General features: G+C 32.0%; 26 protein-coding genes. 10 read left to right on the forward strand and 16 right to left on the reverse strand.

Annotated features, from left to right (window positions below; all coding sequences use genetic code 11):
• Positions 1-14 precede the first annotated feature (14 nt).
• From ACW9XA_RS03285 to ACW9XA_RS03300, 4 genes are read right to left on the reverse strand one after another with little or no spacing between them, the layout of a single operon-like run.
• The gene (locus ACW9XA_RS03285) at positions 15-1418 is read right to left on the reverse strand and encodes an aspartate kinase (protein ID WP_457762981.1); all 1404 of its coding nucleotides are present in this window, start codon (positions 1416-1418) and stop codon (positions 15-17) included.
• A gap of 35 nt (positions 1419-1453) precedes the next feature.
• A complete protein-coding gene (gene pcn / locus ACW9XA_RS03290; RefSeq protein ID WP_014966024.1) occupies positions 1454-2200 on the reverse strand; it encodes a proliferating cell nuclear antigen (pcna) in 747 nt (248 codons plus the stop codon).
• Between the two features lie 34 nt (positions 2201-2234).
• Positions 2235-2552 (reverse strand): transcription factor S, encoded by a 318-nt coding sequence (locus ACW9XA_RS03295; RefSeq protein ID WP_457762982.1) that lies wholly within the window; start codon positions 2550-2552, stop codon positions 2235-2237.
• A gap of 1 nt (position 2553) precedes the next feature.
• On the reverse strand, positions 2554-2832 hold the full coding sequence (locus ACW9XA_RS03300) for an RpoL/Rpb11 RNA polymerase subunit family protein (protein ID WP_014966026.1): 279 nt from the start codon (positions 2830-2832) through the stop codon (positions 2554-2556).
• 51 nt (positions 2833-2883) lie between these two features.
• Here ACW9XA_RS03300 and ACW9XA_RS03305 point away from each other — a divergent pair, with 51 nt between their 5' ends.
• The 3 genes from ACW9XA_RS03305 to ACW9XA_RS03315 are packed head-to-tail and all read left to right on the forward strand — an operon-like array spanning position 2884 to position 3760.
• Positions 2884-3420, forward strand: coding sequence for a hypothetical protein (locus ACW9XA_RS03305; protein WP_457762983.1), 537 nt, complete (start codon positions 2884-2886; stop codon positions 3418-3420).
• 31 nt (positions 3421-3451) lie between these two features.
• A complete protein-coding gene (locus ACW9XA_RS03310; protein ID WP_179362696.1) occupies positions 3452-3604 on the forward strand; it encodes a hypothetical protein in 153 nt (50 codons plus the stop codon).
• 9 nt (positions 3605-3613) lie between these two features.
• Positions 3614-3760: a hypothetical protein gene (locus ACW9XA_RS03315; protein WP_457762984.1), complete on the forward strand. Its 147-nt coding sequence runs from the start codon at positions 3614-3616 to the stop codon at positions 3758-3760.
• A gap of 1 nt (position 3761) precedes the next feature.
• Here ACW9XA_RS03315 and ACW9XA_RS03320 read toward each other — a convergent pair whose 3' ends face one another.
• Together ACW9XA_RS03320 and ACW9XA_RS03325 are read right to left on the reverse strand one after the other, a co-directional pair.
• Complete coding sequence (locus tag ACW9XA_RS03320; protein WP_300323200.1) at positions 3762-4256, reverse strand: dual specificity protein phosphatase 23; 495 nt, start codon at positions 4254-4256, stop codon at positions 3762-3764.
• A gap of 47 nt (positions 4257-4303) precedes the next feature.
• The gene (locus tag ACW9XA_RS03325; RefSeq protein ID WP_457762985.1) at positions 4304-4945 is read right to left on the reverse strand and encodes a cyclase family protein; all 642 of its coding nucleotides are present in this window, start codon (positions 4943-4945) and stop codon (positions 4304-4306) included.
• 60 nt (positions 4946-5005) lie between these two features.
• On the opposite strand from ACW9XA_RS03325, the gene ACW9XA_RS03330 reads away from it, so the two are divergent.
• A complete protein-coding gene (locus ACW9XA_RS03330) occupies positions 5006-5278 on the forward strand; it encodes an Lrp/AsnC ligand binding domain-containing protein (RefSeq protein WP_457762986.1) in 273 nt (90 codons plus the stop codon).
• On the opposite strand, the gene ACW9XA_RS03335 is transcribed toward ACW9XA_RS03330, so the two are convergent.
• Positions 5273-6424 (reverse strand): aminotransferase class V-fold PLP-dependent enzyme, encoded by a 1152-nt coding sequence (locus ACW9XA_RS03335; RefSeq protein ID WP_457762987.1) that lies wholly within the window; start codon positions 6422-6424, stop codon positions 5273-5275. The genes ACW9XA_RS03330 and ACW9XA_RS03335 overlap by 6 nt on opposite strands.
• 26 nt (positions 6425-6450) lie before the next feature.
• On the opposite strand from ACW9XA_RS03335, the gene ACW9XA_RS03340 reads away from it, so the two are divergent.
• Both ACW9XA_RS03340 and ACW9XA_RS03345 read left to right on the forward strand, forming a co-directional pair.
• A complete protein-coding gene (locus tag ACW9XA_RS03340) occupies positions 6451-7065 on the forward strand; it encodes a hypothetical protein (protein ID WP_457762988.1) in 615 nt (204 codons plus the stop codon).
• Positions 7066-7173: 108 nt separating this feature from the next.
• Positions 7174-7473, forward strand: coding sequence for an ATP-binding protein (locus tag ACW9XA_RS03345; protein WP_007402606.1), 300 nt, complete (start codon positions 7174-7176; stop codon positions 7471-7473).
• Between the two features lie 36 nt (positions 7474-7509).
• Here ACW9XA_RS03345 and ACW9XA_RS03350 read toward each other — a convergent pair whose 3' ends face one another.
• The 4 genes from ACW9XA_RS03350 to ACW9XA_RS03365 all read right to left on the reverse strand — a co-directional run bounded on the left by ACW9XA_RS03350 (position 7510) and on the right by ACW9XA_RS03365 (position 12117).
• Entirely contained in the window at positions 7510-8502 is a 993-nt protein-coding gene (locus tag ACW9XA_RS03350) for a cupredoxin domain-containing protein (protein WP_457762989.1), read from the reverse strand.
• A gap of 104 nt (positions 8503-8606) precedes the next feature.
• Positions 8607-10364: a cache domain-containing protein gene (locus ACW9XA_RS03355; RefSeq protein WP_457762990.1), complete on the reverse strand. Its 1758-nt coding sequence runs from the start codon at positions 10362-10364 to the stop codon at positions 8607-8609.
• Between the two features lie 62 nt (positions 10365-10426).
• Positions 10427-10792 (reverse strand): DUF6659 family protein, encoded by a 366-nt coding sequence (locus tag ACW9XA_RS03360; RefSeq protein WP_457762991.1) that lies wholly within the window; start codon positions 10790-10792, stop codon positions 10427-10429.
• A complete protein-coding gene (locus ACW9XA_RS03365; protein WP_457762992.1) occupies positions 10789-12117 on the reverse strand; it encodes an ammonium transporter in 1329 nt (442 codons plus the stop codon). Before ACW9XA_RS03365 ends, ACW9XA_RS03360 begins: the two co-directional genes overlap by 4 nt.
• Positions 12118-12232: 115 nt before the next feature.
• On the opposite strand from ACW9XA_RS03365, the gene ACW9XA_RS03370 reads away from it, so the two are divergent.
• On the forward strand, positions 12233-12562 hold the full coding sequence (locus tag ACW9XA_RS03370) for a P-II family nitrogen regulator (protein ID WP_457762993.1): 330 nt from the start codon (positions 12233-12235) through the stop codon (positions 12560-12562).
• Positions 12563-12799: 237 nt separating this feature from the next.
• Here the strand turns inward: ACW9XA_RS03370 and ACW9XA_RS03375 are convergent, their stop codons facing one another.
• From ACW9XA_RS03375 to ACW9XA_RS03385, 3 genes are all read right to left on the reverse strand, one after another.
• Positions 12800-13393: a P-II family nitrogen regulator gene (locus ACW9XA_RS03375; RefSeq protein WP_457762994.1), complete on the reverse strand. Its 594-nt coding sequence runs from the start codon at positions 13391-13393 to the stop codon at positions 12800-12802.
• 73 nt (positions 13394-13466) lie between these two features.
• Positions 13467-14615, reverse strand: coding sequence for a J domain-containing protein (locus tag ACW9XA_RS03380; RefSeq protein WP_457762995.1), 1149 nt, complete (start codon positions 14613-14615; stop codon positions 13467-13469).
• Positions 14616-14710: 95 nt separating this feature from the next.
• Positions 14711-15133, reverse strand: coding sequence for a universal stress protein (locus tag ACW9XA_RS03385; RefSeq protein ID WP_457762996.1), 423 nt, complete (start codon positions 15131-15133; stop codon positions 14711-14713).
• 124 nt (positions 15134-15257) lie between these two features.
• Here ACW9XA_RS03385 and ACW9XA_RS03390 point away from each other — a divergent pair, with 124 nt between their 5' ends.
• From ACW9XA_RS03390 to ACW9XA_RS03400, 3 genes are read left to right on the forward strand one after another with little or no spacing between them, the layout of a single operon-like run.
• Positions 15258-16088 carry a CBS domain-containing protein gene (locus tag ACW9XA_RS03390; protein WP_457762997.1) on the forward strand — a complete coding sequence of 277 codons (831 nt, stop codon included), beginning with the start codon at positions 15258-15260 and terminating at the stop codon, positions 16086-16088.
• A gap of 44 nt (positions 16089-16132) precedes the next feature.
• Positions 16133-16819, forward strand: a complete 687-nt coding sequence (locus tag ACW9XA_RS03395) for a VIT1/CCC1 transporter family protein (protein WP_457762998.1) — start codon at positions 16133-16135, stop codon at positions 16817-16819.
• 6 nt (positions 16820-16825) lie between these two features.
• On the forward strand, positions 16826-18115 hold the full coding sequence (locus tag ACW9XA_RS03400) for an APC family permease (protein ID WP_457762999.1): 1290 nt from the start codon (positions 16826-16828) through the stop codon (positions 18113-18115).
• Between the two features lie 11 nt (positions 18116-18126).
• Here the strand turns inward: ACW9XA_RS03400 and ACW9XA_RS03405 are convergent, their stop codons facing one another.
• A complete protein-coding gene (locus ACW9XA_RS03405) occupies positions 18127-18786 on the reverse strand; it encodes a hypothetical protein (protein WP_457763000.1) in 660 nt (219 codons plus the stop codon).
• A gap of 88 nt (positions 18787-18874) precedes the next feature.
• Positions 18875-20320, reverse strand: a complete 1446-nt coding sequence (gene glnA / locus ACW9XA_RS03410; RefSeq protein WP_457763001.1) for a type I glutamate--ammonia ligase — start codon at positions 20318-20320, stop codon at positions 18875-18877.

The following is a 20320-nucleotide window of genomic DNA, read 5'->3' on the forward strand; positions in this document are numbered from 1 at the left end:
TTAAATGATTTGTCTTAGTTGATTTTATCTAGTGCAAATTCATTATGCAAAGCACGAACAGCAGCGTTTGTATCAGAATTTTTTACAACAAATGCTAGATTAAGTTCAGATGAACCTTGTGTGATCATAGATACATTTACTTTATTTTTCTCAATTGCTCCAAATACTTTTGAGGCAACTCCAACAGTTCCTCTCATTCCTGAACCAATCAATGCAATGATGGCAACATCTGTAGTAACATCTAATTTTTTGATTATTTTACCCAATAATTCCAGTTCTAGTGCACTCACAGCTTTGTCAAGGTCAGTGTTTTTCACTACAATTGTTATGCTTGATTCAGAGGGATTTTGAGAAATCATCATTACATTGATTCCAGCTTTTGCCAATGTCGCAAATATTTTTGCTGCAGTACCTGGAGTTCCAACCATACTGCCTCCTTGGACATCAATTAATCCATTATTTTTTACATTACTTACACATTTTACAGTATTTCTTACTGCTTGTGAGGTTGTTGCTGAAACTAGTGTTCCTTCATTTTTAGTATTAAAAGAACTTCTAATTTTCATTGGGATTTTTTTTGTAATTAGAGGTTCAAATGTTCGTGGATGTATTTGCTTTGCACCAAACAAAGCCATTTCAATTGCTTCTATGTAAGAAACTTCTTTGAGTAATTTTGCATTCTTTACAATATTAGGATCTGCAGTCATCAATCCATCTATTTCACTCATTAACCAGATTTCATCTGCTTTGATACAAGAGCCTATAATTGTTGCAGAATAATCAGAACCACCTCTACCAAAAGTGGTTATATGTCCATGTTGATCAGCACCTACAAATCCTCCTACCACTGGGATTGTTTTCTTTGAGAATAAAGCATCTATAGTTTTTGATACTCTTAACCTAGTTGTATCAATAAGCGGTTTTGATTCACCAAAATTAGAATCAGTAACGATGCCTACTTCCTTGCCAGTAAGAGGAATTGATTTTTTTCCAGCATCATCAATTGCAGATGAAACTAATTTTATCGAAAGTCTTTCTCCAAATGAAAATAGATAATCCATTGTTCTTGGTGTAACTTCACCTAGCAACACCATACCGTCAATTAGTGCAAGGAGTTCAGTAAAATCTTGATCAAATTTTGCAAGTAACTTTTTCCTTATGTCAGGTTTTTTGATTGTCTGTTTAGCCAATTGTTTGTGTCTATTGGTAATTTTTGATGCAAGTTGTTCTGCTTTTGATTTATTTTCTTTTTTTATTGATTCTGAAATTTCTATTAAATCATCAGTGGTTCCAGTAGTTGCAGAACATACAACAACAATATGATTTTTCTTTGATAATTCATTAAGGTGTTTAGCTACTGCTTGGATGTCTTTTGCAGCAGAAATTGATGTTCCACCATATTTTATTACGAGTCTCAATTCAAAATACCTGAACTAGTTAATCTTTAAATGCTTTAACTTTCGACGCGTGGGGCCAAGTAAAAGTGAATTCTGCCAATATTTGCTACCTTGAATTCGATTCTAAGCGGTTTTGCGCTTGAAAATTCACATGTGATTGAGCCTGCATTGGAACCTACTGCTTTTACTACCGGATTTAGATATTCTAGGCTATAGGTACCAACACTGTCTTCTTTAGATGAAATTTCTTCAATTTCTTTATCATCTTTATCTAAATCTATTACAACTTCTCCAGAGTCTCCTTTTCCTGAAAAGTCTCCTTTTGAATCAGACGTATGAATAGTTAGATAATCAGATACAACTTGTACATCACCTAGTATTTTATCAAATTTTGAAGAAGTCAAAATAATTTTAGAGTCATATGGAATTTTTGGTAATGGAGTATCAGTTGCAGAACTTTCAATTAGACGCATTTTGTATTTTTTATTTTTTCCAACTGTTACAAGCAACATATTTTGTTCAGATATACTAATTTCTATGCTGTCTTTTTTATCAGCTCTTTTGATAAGTTTTGAAAATTCATCAATCCTTACTCCGAATTTAATATCACTGTCACATTCATATTTTTCAAATGCAGAATTAGGCCAAGAAATATCAATTAAAGCAACATGTGATGGATCCATTCCTCTGAAAGTAATTCCTTCTGCGGTTGCAACAAAAGTTGCTTCTTCAACTAGTGTAGATATTGCAGAGATGATAGCCTTTAGATCGTCTGAACCACTTGTTTTTGCTCCAAAAGTCAAATCAATTTTCTTCTCTTTAAGTACAAGTTAAACGTTATGTGTAATCACGCCAGGTGTATTTGCATTTTTGACACCTATAAAATCTAGTTGTAGGTTCATCAGCACTTCTAGTTTGAAACATCCAACCAACTGCTTCATCATGTCCACATTTTTCACAATCAATTTTTACTGTTGGGTTAGTGTCTTCACCTTCATCTCCTTCAAAAGCAAGAAGTGAGAAATCAGGTTCTTCTTCAGTAGTTATTTTTTTTGTTGTTTTAGCTTCTCCTCCTTCAGAATATCCACATTTGGAGCATTGGAGGCCAGAACCACTATTTTTTAATTTAACCTCACATTTGGGGCAAAATTTCAATTTAATTTACCTTAATTTTAGAATTGAATAGTTGTTTGAACTCTTCAGCCATTTTAATTGCTGAATCTGTTGCTTTTTTGATCTCACCAAGTGGCTTTGAACTAGAATTGATCCTCATCCAACATTCGTTGGTAAGAGGATGTTTTACTATAACACCTGCAAAATCGATATTTGATGCTTTTAGTAGCTCATGCTGAATTATGTACAAAATTCCAATATCAGTTTCAGTGATTGAAAGGCTGATTTCTTTAGGCTCGGAACTGATCACTTGCGCGTTCATGTATTCAGAAAAAGCACTTATTGCGGATATAAATCATTATGAGCGGTAACAATGGGAGAAAGCAGGATTTCAGCAATTGAACTAGTAAAATCCAAGGATACGTACTCTTCTGATGAAAATATTGAGATAAATGTCCAATTTTTAGTTGAAGGCGACATTAGAGATGCCTTTAATGAGGCTAATTGGACAAAAGCATACAACAATAACGATGTTTCATTCAAATTGAAATACGGTATAAAATTGACATCTGGTGGGTTCAGAAAGAAGGAATTAGGAAGAACCATTGATACGTATAGAAAGGCATCAATATTTTGGACAAGGAATCCAAAACTAGTCAATCCAATGAAGGACAGACGAATTTGGGTTCAAGTAGCCAAAAATTTTGAACCATTTATCAGACTAACAGAAGAAGAAGTTAGGCAAGAATTGTTTGATTTTAATGAAAAATTTGTATTCAAAGCATCTGATTTAGGATCAGGCAAACATAAGATAGGAGCAGAAGCTTTTGCATCCTGGCAAAAACATGATTTTACAGAAACTGGAAGTATCAAAAATAGTTCTAGTGAAATTGAGATAACAATCAATTAGGGATATAAGGAACTTTTTTCTGGAAATATCAATGGCAAAATACGATGGTCTGCTAGGACAACCAATACTTGAAGTTGAAGAACCAGATAAAGAAGGAGGAATCACCTTTATCTTCAAAGACAACAGGTTTATGTTCATTAAAGCAGTTGATGGTAAAATTGAGACCGTGTCAATTCCAGAATAGGTGATATGAATGGAAAAATTTGATCCAATCAAAATGCTAGAACTTGTAAAAGTAGAAGATCCTGATTCAGACGGTGGATTAACTTTGTTTTTTCAAGAAGATAAAACCTTGAAGATTAAAGTTGTAGATGGAAAATTAGTTTCAGAATTTGTTTAAACTAATTTCTTACATGTTTTTCATAAAATCCGATAGCTAATTCTTGTACTTCAGATTGAATTGAACCTGGTCTTTCATCTCGAATTTTTTTAATTGCATCATCTGCAGAAAATTTTTTGTATTTAATGAAATAACATGCCAGTATTGTTCCTGCTCTACCCATTCCAGCTGCACAATGAACCATTACTGCCTGATCATTATTGATTTGTTCATGAATAAAATCTACAGCAGAATCTATTCTGTCCATATCAGGTGCAGTAAAATCAGGAGTTGGCACATGTAGATAACCAATATTTTGTACCCAATCATCTGGAAGTGCATTTTCAGTCATTGTCACAATTGATTTTACTCCTTGATTTAGAAGCCAATCAAATTCATCATAACTGGTCGGAATGCCAGAACCAGCTAATTTTTCTTCAATAAGCCAAGAAAAGTTTGTCGGTTTTTTAGTGATTTTCCCATGAACTTTTCTCCAAATATTACCAGGTTTGCTCATAATGAAATTATAATTATTCTACATTTTTAGTATTACGAAATGATAGGTTATGTTGCTACTGCGCGAACAGGTGAGCCTGTAGCGTCCTTTAGCTTTAATGGAAGAATTGTGAAGTTGAATTCCCTAGACTGTATTTTGTTCATGTTTGTCAAATTCTCTACAATCAAAATATTATTTTTTGATAAAATTTTATGAACAGTGAATGATTCATCTTTTCCAAGATCTATACTAGGAGAGTCTATACCAACAAGGTTGGTTTTTTTTGATGCAAGGTATTTAGCTGAAGATGAATCTAGGCCTGGATTTTCGGTAAAATAATTATCATTTTTTAGGTTTTTTTGCCATTCAGTATAGAAAAAAATTGATGAGTGCTTTGGAATCTTGCCATTCTTTTTTTCAAACAATGTAATATCAGATTTTGTAATAGGAGAGTTTTTGATTTTTTTTAGTTTTATTAGAATACCCTTTCCAATGAGTCTATCAAGTGGAATTTGGTTGATTTTATTACCATTTTTGACAAAATGAAATGGTGCATCAAGATGTGTTCCTGTATGTGAACTTAGGAACAAGAGTTCAAGATTATACCCATCAGTATTGATGTCTGACCATGTAATGAATTGTGGTTTTGGGGATCCTGGAAAGGTGGGAAGAGATTCAGATATGGAAAGTGAGAGATCTATTGGTTTCATATCAAGATAACATATTAGTGATTAATCAGTTTTTGAACAATGAAAGGTTAAATACTGTTTATGAAAAAACTTCTTGTGCCTACAGCATATGTTCTATTGAATTCGGATTTAGGAACAGACGAGTCAATAATAGAGGAAATCAAAAAAATTCTTGCCGAAGAACAAGTCAAGTTTGAAATTCAGGGAGTTTATGGCGTATACGACATTGTCTTGAAATTATCCTCTGATGATGCTGAAAAATTACGTGGAATCATTACCAACAAAATCAGAAGAATCGCTAAAGTTCAATCAACATTAACGATGATGGTAATTGAAGAACAAGAAAATCTATAGTTTCTTTATTGCATCAATTACTTTAAGAATTTGAGATTCAGTATTGAAAAAGTGAGGAGATGCACGTACAATTTTCTTTTCCATTATTTCTCTAACAGCTAAAACAATATTTTGTTTTTCAAGTTTGTCTACAATTTCTTGTGAATCTGATCCTTTGATATTAAATGAGATAATACTGGTTCTATCATTTGGATCTTCTGGACCATATAGAATGACATTTGGTATTTTTGACAATTCTTCTCGAAATAGATTTGATAGATATTGATTTTTTTCACGAATGTTCTTTATCCCAAAATTTAGTAAATAATTTGCAGACGATTCTAGTCCTACTATTCCTACATAATTTCTAAATCCAGTTTGAAATTTATCTGGTAATTCTTTGTATGCTATTTTTGAGTCCTCATAAATCATTGCAGATTCTCCACCAATGGTCTTAGGTTCTAACAATTCACTTGATTTTCTATTACAGTAAAATAATCCTGTGCCCATAGGACCACAAAGCCATTTGGAACCGTTAAAAGACATAAAATCACATTGAATTCGTGATACGTCAACGTCTTCAACGCATCCTATAGATTGTGCCCCGTCAATAAAAAATGGGACTTTGTTATGAAGAATTTTTCCTATTGTTTCAACAGGCAATATGGAACCTGTGTTGTATAATGCATGACTAACAGCAACTAATTTTGTATTATTATCGAGGGATGATTCTAAATCACCTAATTTGAAAAAGCCATTGCTATCAATTGGGAGATTTTTTATAGAAACTTTTTCTTTTAATTTAATCCAAGGATAAAAATTTGCATGATGTTCATGTGACATTCCTCGAATAATTATGTTAGAATCATTTTCAAAAGACAATCCATTTGCTACAAAATTTATTCCATCAGTTGTACTCTGAGTAAGAATTATCTCATCAGGTTGGCATGAAATAATTTCTGAGATGGTTTTTCTAACATTACGAAGTTTCTCAGTTACAAACGGTTCAGAATCTTTTGAGTCTGGACCTATAGAGTTGTATGTAACAAGGAATTCTTTCATGGCCTCAATGCTTTGATTAGGCATAAGAGATACAGATGCATTGTTAAGATAGATTTTATCTGAGATTGGAAAATCAGATGAGATGTCTTTTGATACTAAATTCATTATTATATCTGTAAACTCCTAAAGCAGTGTTGGATAAAAATCCTGAGCTGTCTGTAGATGATATGATAAAAATTCAAATTGAATTTGAACAAAAAAATCCCAATATCATATTATGCTCAAAGCCTTTTCATAAAACTGAATTTCTTAATAGATTGATCAACACTGTTGAGAATTCTATAATTATTGTGGATATGGATTTACTTTATACAGGATATGTACAATCGGGAATGATTCAAAAAAAAGAAAATGTTATGATTTTTTGTCCTGATAAATTAGATTGGAAAAAAAGATTAACTGATATTATTTCCAAAGTATCAAAAGAGCGATTTTTAATAATTATTGACTCTTTTAATGGGGTTTACAATCTGTTTGATGAATTAGAGTCTGCAAGATTGATTAATTCCTGTATTATGTTGTTATCATCTATTGGAAATCAAACTAAATCATCTGTAATTATTACTGGTATGGCAAGAAAAAAAGACGATGAGTGGGTACTATCTCCAGGAGGAAAACATATCATTACATCAGAAAATACTGGAGTTTATTTTCTGAAAAAAATCCAAAATGATTTGGTAATTACCACTTTAGAGAAAACAGATGCTGATTCAAGGAAATTCATTATAAAGCAAGAGAATATTTGATTTTGAGAGCGATCAATTTTAAAACGTCGTTATAAATTATCAAACGCCGTTATAAGACCATAATTTTAGGCAAATTATATTAATGCCAAATCAAGAATTAATTTTGTTATGCCAGTAGGAATTATTCCAGACATCAGCGAACAAATGTGTATCGGATGTGCACTATGTGTAGAAATCTGTACCACACTTGGACCAGATGTCCTTAGAGTAAAACCAGTTGAAGGCTGGAAGAGAGGTAAAGCATTTGTCTTTTACCCAGAAAGATGTATTTCTGATGGTGCATGCATCGGTGTATGCCCAACAAAAGCAATCTTCTGGATGAGACCAATGGACTTTACTGTTGGACAACCAGTTCCACTCTACAAGAACTCAGTCTTCGTCAAAGGTTGGACTGAATTAATCGATTAGATTAGTTCAATCAATTTTTAATTTCTTTTTATTATTTTAGATTTTAATAGCACCAGGTTTTTCATCAGGGATTTTTGGTTTTTGTTTTAACCAAAGCAATGCAATGATGAACATTATGCCAGGAATCAAAATGATGAACAACATTAATTCGTAATAAGTTGTTAGTCTTTGGGCGGGTTTTATATGATAAGTTTCATGAGATGTTTTTTCAGGATTATCATAAACTGCACTAGTAAAATCAACAGAACGTTGTTCTTTAGTTTGTACATCACCAAAAACAGTAACACTTTCCTCAGCAAAAATTGAAGGTGATTGAATTCCTTCTATTCTTATTATAATTGATCCAGAATCGCTAAAAACAAAATTGCGGTAATCTCCACCAATTTGACTCAGACCCCCATCACGAAAAATTTCTTGTCCATTTTGAAAAATGATAAAATCATATTTCATTTCAGCTAAATTTGAATTTGTTTGTGGATCATAGAATTGATAGACAAATTGAATTTTTTCATGAGTTTTAATTACAGGCGGATCCCATGCCAGATTTACTTCTATACTTCTATCTGGGGTATACTGTAATAATGGGAATTCTAATTTTTTACCAGTTGCATCATGTGGATAATCAGGAATAAGTTTTTCAACAATTACAATTCCCTCCATCCATGGATGAATTGTACAATAATAAGAAAATGTTCCAGATTCCTCAAATTTGTATGACCAAGATTCTCCTGGCATAAATCTACCACTGTCAAAAATTCCATTTGCTTTTCCAAAGTTATCACTCATCCAACCAAACCTACCAGAACCCTCACCGCTTGTAACTGTGTGACCCTCTTTGTCATCATTATACCATGTAATAGTATCTCCAACAGTTACAAACAATTGAGGTGGATCATACCATACCTCTGCAGGAGTATTTAGTTCAGGATTATATGCTCCGTGTGGAATATCAATGATATATTCATCAGCATAAGCAAATGATGAAGACGCTAAAATTGTAAATATTGTACACAGTATGAAAAATTTCATATTCTAAAGACGTTACTGTGTTAATTAAATACTTGATGTTATTTTCATCATAAAGAATCATTCTTTTAACGAATCTAATTTAGGCACAAACCTAGATTTGTTAATCATGTTTTGGATTCTTTTCTTTTAATTTCAAAAATACTATAACCGTATTTTTGTTTGATTTCAATTGAACAGAATTGCATAAATTCGTATTCTTTACAGTCTTTTAGACTTTCATACATGTTATTGTCAACTACTATACTATTTTTTGGACAAAATGAATTAATTTTAAAACATCTATTAACTGTAGGGCCAAAAATGTCTGAAATTTTCGAGGTTGTACTTTCAGCTACCTTAACAGAACCATATGTTGCACTAATTTTGTAATCTAACGCATCTATATTTTCTGCATTAAGTTCTTTTTTTAGTTCAGCATGAGATTCAATCATAGAAAAACAACATTCTACTACATTCTTCATTGCTGCAGAATCCTTGGGATCAATATTTGCAAATCTGAACATCAATGCATCTCCAATATTTTTTACAACTTCACCATTGTATTTGAGAATAATTTTAGCCATAAAATTTAGAAAGATTTCATACATTTTACTAACATCACTGTCTGAAAGTTTAGATGATATTCTAGTGGAATCACTCATGTCAATTACACCCACACAATCATTTTCCTCATGTTGAGAAAACTTTAGAAGCATACCTCCCTCAAGTTGCTTGATAACTTCTTCTTTCTCTTTGATTTCAATTAATGACTCTTCTAGTTTTTGTGCCATTGAATCAAACGCACGAGATAATTCACCAATTTCATCACCAGTTGTGATATTTGTTCTTACATCAAACTTACCATTTGCAATTTTGTTTGCAGCGTTTTTGAGGGCTTTTAATGGATGTGATAATGATTCTGCAGCAAAGTATGCAAGTAATCCCATTAACATTGTTATGAGTAAACTGGTTAGGAAAATTCTAGTTTGTAAAATTTTGATTGGTTCAACGAGTTCTTTTTCATCAATTTCTGCAAGTAAAACAATTCCAAGTTCAGGCATACAGTTAGATGCACCATATATTGGAACATTCCTATAATCTGGATAGAATCCTACATGGTTTTCTTTTTCATTGAAACATTTCTGTACACCAATTGTGTCTACTTTTTGATTAAACACTGCATTTTCAAAGAATCTAGATTCAGATAGCATCAGATAGTCACCATTTACAATGTAAACTTCGCCAGTTTCACCCAGTCCACTTCTGTTAAGCAAAATATTGTCAATTGATGTAGTTCTAGTTTTTGAAATAATTACTCCAATTGATTCATCTCCTTTTTTACTGTCATCTGCAAATATTTGAGAAACAACAACCAATCTTTTACCAGATTCTGTTGGTTCAAATACAATAAACGATTTTTTTAGACCTTTTTGAAATAATTCATTTTGAATATAATCTTCATCTGCATTACCGCTAAGAGAAAAGAAGACTTTGCCGTTATTACCAATTATTTTTGTATCTTCAAATCCAATTGAAAAACCAATTAATTCCTGAAATGCTTGAACCTGAATTAAAAAGTCTCTACGATTATTCTCTTGATATTCTTTTAATTTGTTATTTGGAATTTTGTTCATTTCTAAAACTAGTGATTGGATCATAGGATCGCTTGCAAGAATATTATTTTGTTCAATTCTTGATTCAAAAGATAATCTTAGAGATTCTCCTCTAATAGAAGATTCTCCAATTAGTAATTCTCCACCTCTTTCTTTGAGAGTTTCAGATGCATAATCAATGCTCATGTATGATGTAATTCCTAATGCAATAATTGTAACTAACATTACAAGTAAAACGAGTTTTTTTCCAAGATTGAATTTGATTGACATTTTTATTCTAATTTGATTTTATGTGAATATCAACTCTTCTTAGGAAATTATGCCTACAGCAGTTATTTTTGAGAATTAAGTTCTGAATGAACAAAATCAATAATTTTCAAATAATCTGCTCTTGGTTCTGTACTTATCATAAACAAGTCGTTGGAATTTATTGGAATACTAATCATTGTAACTTTTTCGTATTCTGTTATTGATGATAATTCTGAACCAATTTTGTATGCTAAATTGGTGTAAAGATCCCGCTTCTGTAATGCATAATGAATTGACATTTTGACATTATCACCGTCTAAAATCTTTTCAACACTATCTTTTTGCCCACCAGCAATCATTTCACCTTTACTATTTGCAACACCTGCAAATCTTACTTTATTATCTAATTCAAGGACTTGTTTTGTTAATTGGTCATAATTGACTGTCATTTTTTACCGCTAGTGGATTTCTTCTTGAATAGTATTTCATCCTTTTCCTGCAAATCATCTGTATATTCATCCATGCCTAACAAGAATTCCTCCTCATCAGAATATGCAGATTCAGCATGTTCGCTAATATCCAATCCAATATCTTCCACTTCAGGTGAGACCCTAATTCCAATAAGATGCTTAAGTATTTGTAAAATTATCCAAGTTCCACCAAAGCCCATTGCAGCTGCCACAGCAACACCTACTGCTTGAATCCAGAGTTGATCAGGATTTCCAAAGAGTAAACCATCAACGCCTCCAGGATTAATTGCGGTACTTGCAAAAATTCCTATAGCTAATGCACCAACAATACCAGCAACTCCGTGAACAGAGCTTACATCAAGTGCATCATCAATCTTTAATTTTTCTTTGAATAATACCACACCAGAGTATGAGATTACACCTATTGCAATTCCTATGACAAATGCGTGTTCAGCACTAACGAATCCAGATGCTGGAGTAATACCTGCTAAACCTGCAATTGCACCATTAATTGTTGCTACAACAGATGGTTTTCCAGTTCTAATCCAAGAAAGACCAGCCCAAATTAAAGCAGAAACAGAAGAGGCCATGTGAGTTACAATTACAGTATTACCTGCAACACCACCAGATGCGGATAGAGCACTACCAGCATTAAATCCAAACCATCCAAGCCACAATAATGAAGAACCTAGAACAGCAAGTGGAATACTGTGAGGAATCATAATGGCAGGACCATAATTTCTTCTTTTACCAAGTACTATTGCTGCAGCAAGTGCTGCCATACCGACACTTGTGTGAATTACAATACCACCAGCAAAGTCAACAACACCTAATTGTGCTAACCAACCGCCACCCCATACCCAGTGTACAAGAGGATAATAGATCAGCATTGACCATGCAGCGATGAATATGATAAATGAGCTGAATTTCATTCTTTCAGCAATTGTTCCTGTTAGCAAAAGCGGAGTAATTGCTGCAAACATCAATTGGAATTTGACAAATAACACACCTGGAATTGTTGGGGCATATTGTTCCAGTGGAGCATCAGATGGAACTCCTTTAAGGAATACCCATTCATTGTTACCAATAACACCCATGGTGGATTCACCAAAGGATAAACTAAATCCAAATACAAACCACATGACACTCAAAAGTGCCAAACCAAAGAAGATCTGCATAAAAATTGATGCTGCATTCTTCTTTCTCAAAAGGCCAGATTCAAAGAGGCCTAATGCAGGGATCATTAAAAGTACGAGACTACCAGCGACAAGCATCCATGCTGTATCTCCAGAATCCAGTACCATGATAAAAAATTTAATTTTAAATTAATAACAATGTCTAAATTTGATTATCAAATGATTATCATTTGATTATCAAAATCAGAAATTATATTTGTGTAAATTGTCATACAATATCTAAATGCTCAAAATAGAAGTAATTCTAGGAGAAAATGACGTAATGGCAATTAGTGAAGGATTAAAACAAATTGGCATTGGTGGTCTAACTATCTCCAAAGTAAGAGGAAGGGGAAAGAAACCAGGTCCTGAAATTCACGCCTCAAAGGGAAGTGAAATTTTCGTGCCACAATTCAGTGATAAATACAGATTAGAAGCCATAATTTCAGAAGCAAAAGAAGACGAAGTCATAAACATCATTAAAGAACATGGAAGAGTTGGTAAAATCTTTGTCTCACAAATATTACGTGCAGTAGATATTGCTACAGGTGAAGAAGGGGATAAAACAATCTAAAGATATGAAAATCGACTCTCTTCGTAAGAACAAATTGTTTCATAGAGAAGAGATGAAACCACTAAGTCGTAATGATTTTCTTAAGATTATTGTCATGTCAGGAATAATTATTGTACCACTAGTTGTGGGTTTAGTTGTATGAAAGTATCCAAAATTTTTATCGCTAAACTGGCATTGGCAGCTATCGGAATGACATTAATTGGATTATATCTTTTCAATGATTATATTTTTGTATAATTAATAATCGCCAAAATTATTTTCATATATCATTGTAGGATTCTTTAGTTGCTTTTCTAGAGTTGGTAATGATTTCATGATACAATAGTTTACAAAGTCACTAAATGATTTTATTCTGTAATCATCATGAAGTGTTTCTTTATTTTCTTCATAAATGATTTGTAATTTGTTTAATGTAAATTTTTGTAAAGGAACAAATCTACTTCGTTTAGATAGTGTTTTTCTTTCTGTTTTTGATTCTGTTCTTGGCTGTGTAGTAATTTCAAGATCTTGTTGTGCATCAAGAGTTTCCATGTCTACAACTTCTTCCATTTCAGAAACAAAGATTTTTCCTCCATGAAATGATGGTAAACCAGAATTTTTTGAAATCATTTCAACTACTTTTCTAGCATCTTTGTCAGAAACCACCATTTCGATTTTTGCAAGAGGTACTGACTTTAATCCAGTTGCCCCCGCACGAGAACCTTGTGATTCGTCATAGATTTGACTGTCATCTAAGTTTCGTTTATCAATAATGTATGTTCCAAGTATGTTCAAATCTGCTTTAATTGTAGGAAAATTTCTTCGTTTGATTACAGCCTCTATCTTTTTCATTATTATTTTCAAAAAAGAGGCTTATTTATGAGAAATGGTCATTTTTACGCCTAAAAAGTGATTTTAGGAGATATTATTTTTTAAAAAAACCAAATTTTGATCCCCATCCCTGTTTTTGTTTTGCAGGTTTCAGAGATAGATTATCTAGCATTTCATATGTAATGGTAAATCCATGTCCAACCATTGTAGCATCTTTGTTGTAATTTTCTTTATTTGGTACAAATTCATCTGCCAAGTCTTTGATTTTTTTAGTTTTTAGATCAAACAATCTAATTTTTTTACCATTTTCAAGTTTGATAATCGCATCACCGCTTAAACCCTGAATAGAAAAATTTTCAAAAAATCTGATTATTCCATCTTTTTTTAGTTCAATTACAGAATCATAAGTGAGTTTTCCACCATAAAATAAAACCTCTCTTGCAGAGATTATTACATCATCTTCTACATTCAAAACAATGACTGAATCTGCTTCAACTGATACTGTGTTAACAAGATTTTCTGCAATAATTTTTCCTTTAGGAGCTGAGATTTGAGTTCTATGTTCTTGAATTTGGAAAACTCCTACACGTATAGGATCTTCAACTCTAAATTTTCTACCATAAACATTTCCGACTATAACATCACCATTGTGGACAATGATTTTAGCACCGTTATCAATTTTGTATTTATTTTCTAACGGGTTTACAAATTTAAAATCTCCATTAGTTACTCGAATGTTTGTTTGATATTCTTGTGTCCATGATGGACTAGTAATACTTCCTTGCATTATAATAGGACCATCATAAGTAAATTTTCCAGCCATAAAATTTCCTTTAATCGATAATGCGCCAGTTGCTTTTCTTTCTAGTTCAATTTCTCCAAGAGTTTTTGAACCAAATAATCTAATTCCTGTAGTGTTTGTGTTATTTAGAGATGAAGCCCAATCTTCAGCAGTTTTCATTTCTTTAGATAATTCTTGGCCTAAAATCTGATTTTTTCTCCTAACATCAGCCTCAGAATCTTCAGAATATACTTTGGAATTTTTTAATTTTTCATGATCAGTTTCTGGATATTTTTTTCCAATTTTTAGATCATCGTATGCTTGTTTGATTTTGATAAATTGTTCATTTTCACCTCCACGATCTGAGTGAAATTGGAGAGCTAATCTTCTAAAAGCATCTCGAATTTCTTTTTCTGTTGAACCTTCTACAATTCCTAGAATATCATAATTATTTTCAACCATATACTATACCAAAATTATTTTTTCAAAGTCTTATACTTTTACGTTGTCACACATAAAATATCAGTGATATTGAAAAATATGATAGTGAGATTACACTATTTCACTACTAAAACTGGAATATTGGTTTTGTGCATTACATAGTTGGATGTACTGCCAAGAAATGCTTCTTTTGCACCTCCTAATCCTCTTGCACCTATTACAATCATGTCAAATTTTCCATTTTTAGCAAATTTGACAATTTCAGAACCAGTATTTCCTCCACTTGTTTTGTATTTGAAAATTGCACCAGCTTTTTGTGCTTTGTTCATGGCAGGGCCAATAGCTTTGACAGCTTTTCTTTGTGCATCTTCTTTCATTTTTGCTGTATATTTTATTCCTGCAGCTAAAGGCAAATGGAATACATAAAATCCAGTAATTTCAGCACCAGTACCTTTAGCAATCTCAATTGCTCTATCTAAACCACGAGTAGCATTTGCAGAACCATCAAGCGGAACAAGAATTTTTTTAAATTTAGCCATGTACAAAAATTACAGTTATTCTAATATAAAATGACTATTAATTTCCAAAATTGAAAACTAAATTGCAATCAAAGTTGGAAATTATAACTCTAATTTTTATAGAAAAAATCTGAAAAATAGACAATTGTCAATTAACAAATTTTCAAAAAAACCTATTTCCATTATGAAGAAATCAACAATTTCAGATGCTATTAGAATGCTATTAAACACAAAAATTAGTAGATTAGTTGTTGTAGAAAATGGAAAGCATATTGGAATAATTACTGAAAAAGATATTGGATTATTTTTATTTTCAGAGAATACAAGACAAGGATTAGATGAAATTCCTATAACAAAAATAATGAAACCGATAGAATTTGTAAATCAAGAAATTACTCCTGAAAACTCTGCAAAAATAATGATTGAAAAAGGTATTAGTTCATTAGCTATTGGTGAAAAGGATGAAGTGAAAAGAATTTTCACAAAAAGTGATCTTGTTAGTTATTATGCTGAAAACATTACAGATGGAAAAAAAGTTGTAGATTTTATGACTCGTGATTATGAATTTACTCATACAGCTGCACCATTATACAAAGTTGTACGAAAAATGCTAGAAAAGAAAATCTCCAGACTTGTTGTAAAAAATCAAAATGAAGAACCAGTCGGAATTATTTCATTTAGAGATCTGTTTAGAATTGCAATTGAGCTTGGAGATGAGAAAGATGACCTGGGATATGGGATATCAGATCAAATTAGAAAAGGATTTCTTTCAAAAGAAGGATTTGGAAATATCTCATTAGCAAGAGAAGTTATGACTGAAGGATTGATTGCTATAAAATTCAATCAAAGTTTGATAGATGCATGCAATCTAATTTTACAAAACAATGTTAGTGGTTTAGTGGTACTAGATGGTAATGAATCAATTACAGGAATAATTAGCAAGACGGATATTACGAGGGCAATTGCAAAATTATAATTCTAAATACATTAAAACAACAAACAGAAAATCATTGTGATATAATGAAATGGCATTTTGATGATTTTATTTATGGTTCTATAGACGGTGCTGTCACAACTTTTGCTATTGTTGCAGGAGTAATGGGTGCTTCGTTACCTGCAACAATTATCTTAATTTTGGGTTTTGCAAATTTGTTTGCAGATGGGCTTTCTATGGCTGCCTCAAATTATCAAGCATCAAAAGCACGAAATGAGTTTATGGAAATGAAAAGAAAACAGGAAGAATGGGAGATTGATAATTTAGAAGAACAAGAAATTGAAGAAATCAGAGAAATTTATAGAAAAAAAGGTTTCAAGGATCAATTGTTAGAAGATGTTGTGCGAATTATAACATCAAGAAGAAAAGTATGGGTGGATACAATGATGAAAGAAGAATTAGGATTGATGGAGAATGAAAAAAATCCATTAGATAGTTCTGTCAGCACATTTGTTGGTTTCAATCTTGTAGGATTAATTCCATTGATTCCGTTTATGATTTTCATGATTGTTGGAATTGAATTAAATTCTGAGGCTTTTGTTTATTCTATTGTATCTGTATGTTTTGCGTTCTTTCTTGTTGGAATGATTAAAGGAAAAATTGTAAAAAAATCAATGATACGCTCAGGAGTTAATACACTAATTATTGGTGGAATTGCTGCAATTGTTGCATATTTGATAGGATTTGGATTAAATTTCTTGGTTACAGGTTGATGGTATATGTCTGAATTAAAGCGCCACATGGGTCTTTTTCAACTCACTATGTATGGAACTGGATTAATTCTTGGTGCCGGAATTTATGTTCTAATTGGGGAAGCTGCAGGTTTTGCAGGTGATTCTGTATGGCTTGCGTTTGTGTTAGGATCTATTGTCGCATTATTTGCAGGATTTAGTTATGCAGAGTTATCATCAGTATTTCCAAAAGCAGCTGCAGAATATGTTTTCATAAAGAATGCTTTTAAAAATAATTTTTTTGCTTTTCTCATAGGTTGGTTAACAGCAATTACATCTATAATCACGGCTGCTACAGTTGCATTAGGATTTGGGGGATATTTTGCAGAATTTGTAAACATTCCTATAATTATTTCAGCTATTGGTTTGTTATGTATCCTATCAATAGTAAATTTTGTAGGGATAAGAGAATCATCATGGACTAATACAATTTTTACAATTATTGAAGCCGCTGGATTGATACTAATTATTGTAATAGGTTTTACATTTGCTAGCCCCGAACCTGTAGATTATACTGCAAGTCCAACGGGATTATCTGGAATTGTTATTGCATTTGTGTTGATATTTTTTGCATTTATTGGATTTGAAGACATGGCAAATATTGCAGAGGAAGTAAAAAAACCTAGGAAAACACTTCCTAGAGCAATTATTCTATCAGTTATAATATCAGGTGTTTTGTATGTACTAGTTTCATTAGCTGTAGTTCGAGTTGTTAATTGGGAAGAACTTGCAACATCAGCAGCACCTATGGCATTAGTCGCAGAAAGAGGATTAGGATCAGAAGCGCATATTTTGCTTTCATCAATTGCACTTTTTGCCATTACCAATACAGTTTTGATTACACTTGTAGCAGGTTCTAGGATTTTTTATGGAATGGCAAAAGAAAAAGTATTTCCTGCAATTCTAGAAAGAGTTCATTTTAAAACAAAAACACCTTGGATAGCAGTGATTGTAATTCTAATAACATCAATTGCTTTTTCATCAGTTGGAGATATTGTAATTGTTGCAAACATAACAGTTTTTGCAATTGTAATTACATTTGCTGCAGTAAATTTGGCAGTGATTGTTTTACGTTATACAGAACCTGACATTGAGCGAAAATTCAGAGTTCCAATTAATATTGGAAAATTTCCAATTCTTCCTTTATTTGGATTAGGAATTTCAGTCTATATGGGATTTCAATTTGAAATTGAGGTTGTGCTTGTAGGAATTACAATCATAGGAATTGGAGTTATTTTCTATAAAATTTCTAAAAATTCTAGATTCAAATCTAAATGAAATATCAAATTCTAATTAGTTTTGTTAGACTTTACAAATGCTATAATCGCAATTGCAATTCCAATCAGTCCAACTCCAATACCTGTATATCCTACATTATCTGATTGTATCTCTTTTAGATTACTTACTGTTTCTTTAAGATCACTTACATCTTCAATCAATGCAGTATGTCCATCAATCATTTGTGTTATTGTAATATCTGATGGTTCAGGAAATTCAATGTATGAACGTTCTGCAACTTTTGGTGGATGCATTGACAAGCTAATTGTAGTATCTATTATTGTTCCTAAAATATTTGCTTGATAAAATCCAGAAACAGTTGGATTTACAAATGCATAATATTTTCCTGGAATATCATGATCAGGAGAAAGAGGAAGTGTAATACTTTGATCTTTATAGATCAATTTCATTTTGATTGTTTTGTTTAAATCAGAAATTCCATTTTGAAATTCTTGAGACTCTGCACATTTGATTGGTTTAGGAATATCAGGACATGGAATTAACGGGCTAACATAAAATTCAATTGCATTGGTTTCTCCAGATACAACAGGTTCATTCATCCATCCAATTTCTACTCTATATTCGCCTACAGAATCAATAGTATGCCCATGAGCAATTCCAGCCAAGCTAGGTATGATTAACAAAAATATCATCAATAATTTTAATTTCATACTAAAAAAAACAAATCTAATTTTAAAAATGTTCTACTAATTTTCATTAAAAACAATGATTTTTAGAATATTTTGATATTTGTACCAATTAAGCATCAGCATACATTGAAACTTCCCAAGCTGTAGGAGTTTGTGCAAATGCAGTATATTCTTTGTATTTTAATTCAGAATAAGCATCAAGAAAATCTTTTGTAAAAGTTTCTTTTAAGAAATTTGAATCGCTTGCTAAAGAATCAAGTGAATCTTTTAACGATACTGGTAATGATCCAATCTTATACTCTCGCTTCTTTTCTGAAGAAAGTTTGTACACATTTTCTTCAACAGGATCACCAGGATCAGTTTTGTTTTTGATTCCATCTAATCCTGCTAACAATAATGCAGCTTCTAAAAGATAGATATTCGCAGTTGGATCAGGTACACGATATTCAATTCTTTTACTTTTTTCTTGATTTCTATTATACATAGGAACCCTAATAGCAGTTGAACGATTTGCTAGTCCCCAACAGACATTGACAGGGGCCTCAAATCCAGGAACAAGACGTTTGTAAGAATTTGTTGTAGGATTTGAAATTGCACATAATGCTGATGCATGATCTAGAATTCCTCCGACATAATACCTTCCAGTTTGGCTCATTTGAGCTACATTATCATCTTTATCATACATTACATTCGAATTTTCTTTCCATAAACTTTGATGTGTATGCATTGCAGATGCATTATCACCAAAAATTGGTTTTGGCATAAAAGTTGCTACTTTGTTTTTTCTTTTAGCTTTTACCTTTACCAAATTTTTAACTGCAATTACATTATCTGCCATAGAAACCATTTCATCATAGACTAAATTGATTTCACATTGACCAGAAGTTGCTACTTCATGATGTTCTGCTTCAATTTTTATTCCAAAATAATTATACAAATCATCACATACATCTTTTCTAAATCCTTCAAGAGTATCCTTTGGTTGTGCTGGATAATACCCTTCTTTGATATCTATTGCAGTACTTACATTTCCTTTTGCCCAGGGAGATTCTTTAGATTCAATGGAATATCCAGAACCACCTCCAGAATGGGTTGCACCATAAGGAGAAGGATAAACATTGATAGCGTCAAATACAAAAAATTCTATTTCAGGTCCCCAGTTGGTATGAGTTAAACCAAAATCATGGAGTTTTTCTGATGCCTTTTCTGCAATTCCTCTTGAATCTCGATTGTATCGAGATTCTTTGTTTATGCTTCCGTCATAGAGATCACAAAAGATTCTTGCATTTTTTCTATTGCCAGGATCATAATCATTTGGGAGAATTTTAAATGAAGTTGGATCAGGCATTAAAATCATATCAGAATTATTAACAGATTTGAATCCAACAATTGAACTTGCATCTAATTTTTCAAGACCATTTGCAAAACTATTTTCGTCAATGGCATAACTCGGCATTCCAACATTATGTAATTCACCAAAAATATCTACAAACCAAAAATCAATGAATGAAATGTTTTCATTTTTAATAGCTTGTAATACTTGTTCTACATTCAA

It is taken from the genome of Candidatus Nitrosopumilus sp. bin_6a (assembly GCF_054095695.1).

Excerpts from the sequence above, each read along its gene's own strand:
- ACW9XA_RS03380 (WP_457762995.1), bottom strand. The coding sequence starts at position 14,615 with ATGGTTGAAAATAATTATGATATTCTAGGAATTGTAGAAGGTTCAACA.
- ACW9XA_RS03395 (WP_457762998.1), top strand. The coding sequence starts at position 16,133 with ATGAAATGGCATTTTGATGATTTTATTTATGGTTCTATAGACGGTGCT.
- ACW9XA_RS03315 (WP_457762984.1), top strand. The coding sequence starts at position 3,614 with ATGGAAAAATTTGATCCAATCAAAATGCTAGAACTTGTAAAAGTAGAA.
- ACW9XA_RS03330 (WP_457762986.1), top strand. The coding sequence starts at position 5,006 with ATGAAAAAACTTCTTGTGCCTACAGCATATGTTCTATTGAATTCGGAT.
- ACW9XA_RS03370 (WP_457762993.1), top strand. The coding sequence starts at position 12,233 with ATGCTCAAAATAGAAGTAATTCTAGGAGAAAATGACGTAATGGCAATT.
- ACW9XA_RS03385 (WP_457762996.1), bottom strand. The coding sequence starts at position 15,133 with ATGGCTAAATTTAAAAAAATTCTTGTTCCGCTTGATGGTTCTGCAAAT.
- ACW9XA_RS03310 (WP_179362696.1), top strand. The coding sequence starts at position 3,452 with ATGGCAAAATACGATGGTCTGCTAGGACAACCAATACTTGAAGTTGAA.
- ACW9XA_RS03305 (WP_457762983.1), top strand. The coding sequence starts at position 2,884 with ATGGGAGAAAGCAGGATTTCAGCAATTGAACTAGTAAAATCCAAGGAT.
- ACW9XA_RS03360 (WP_457762991.1), bottom strand. The coding sequence starts at position 10,792 with ATGACAGTCAATTATGACCAATTAACAAAACAAGTCCTTGAATTAGAT.
- ACW9XA_RS03405 (WP_457763000.1), bottom strand. The coding sequence starts at position 18,786 with ATGAAATTAAAATTATTGATGATATTTTTGTTAATCATACCTAGCTTG.
- ACW9XA_RS03365 (WP_457762992.1), bottom strand. The coding sequence starts at position 12,117 with ATGGTACTGGATTCTGGAGATACAGCATGGATGCTTGTCGCTGGTAGT.
- ACW9XA_RS03335 (WP_457762987.1), bottom strand. The coding sequence starts at position 6,424 with ATGAATTTAGTATCAAAAGACATCTCATCTGATTTTCCAATCTCAGAT.
- ACW9XA_RS03320 (WP_300323200.1), bottom strand. The coding sequence starts at position 4,256 with ATGAGCAAACCTGGTAATATTTGGAGAAAAGTTCATGGGAAAATCACT.
- ACW9XA_RS03325 (WP_457762985.1), bottom strand. The coding sequence starts at position 4,945 with ATGAAACCAATAGATCTCTCACTTTCCATATCTGAATCTCTTCCCACC.
- ACW9XA_RS03345 (WP_007402606.1), top strand. The coding sequence starts at position 7,174 with ATGCCAGTAGGAATTATTCCAGACATCAGCGAACAAATGTGTATCGGA.
- ACW9XA_RS03375 (WP_457762994.1), bottom strand. The coding sequence starts at position 13,393 with ATGAAAAAGATAGAGGCTGTAATCAAACGAAGAAATTTTCCTACAATT.
- ACW9XA_RS03355 (WP_457762990.1), bottom strand. The coding sequence starts at position 10,364 with ATGTCAATCAAATTCAATCTTGGAAAAAAACTCGTTTTACTTGTAATG.
- ACW9XA_RS03300 (WP_014966026.1), bottom strand. The coding sequence starts at position 2,832 with ATGAACGCGCAAGTGATCAGTTCCGAGCCTAAAGAAATCAGCCTTTCA.
- ACW9XA_RS03350 (WP_457762989.1), bottom strand. The coding sequence starts at position 8,502 with ATGAAATTTTTCATACTGTGTACAATATTTACAATTTTAGCGTCTTCA.
- ACW9XA_RS03400 (WP_457762999.1), top strand. The coding sequence starts at position 16,826 with ATGTCTGAATTAAAGCGCCACATGGGTCTTTTTCAACTCACTATGTAT.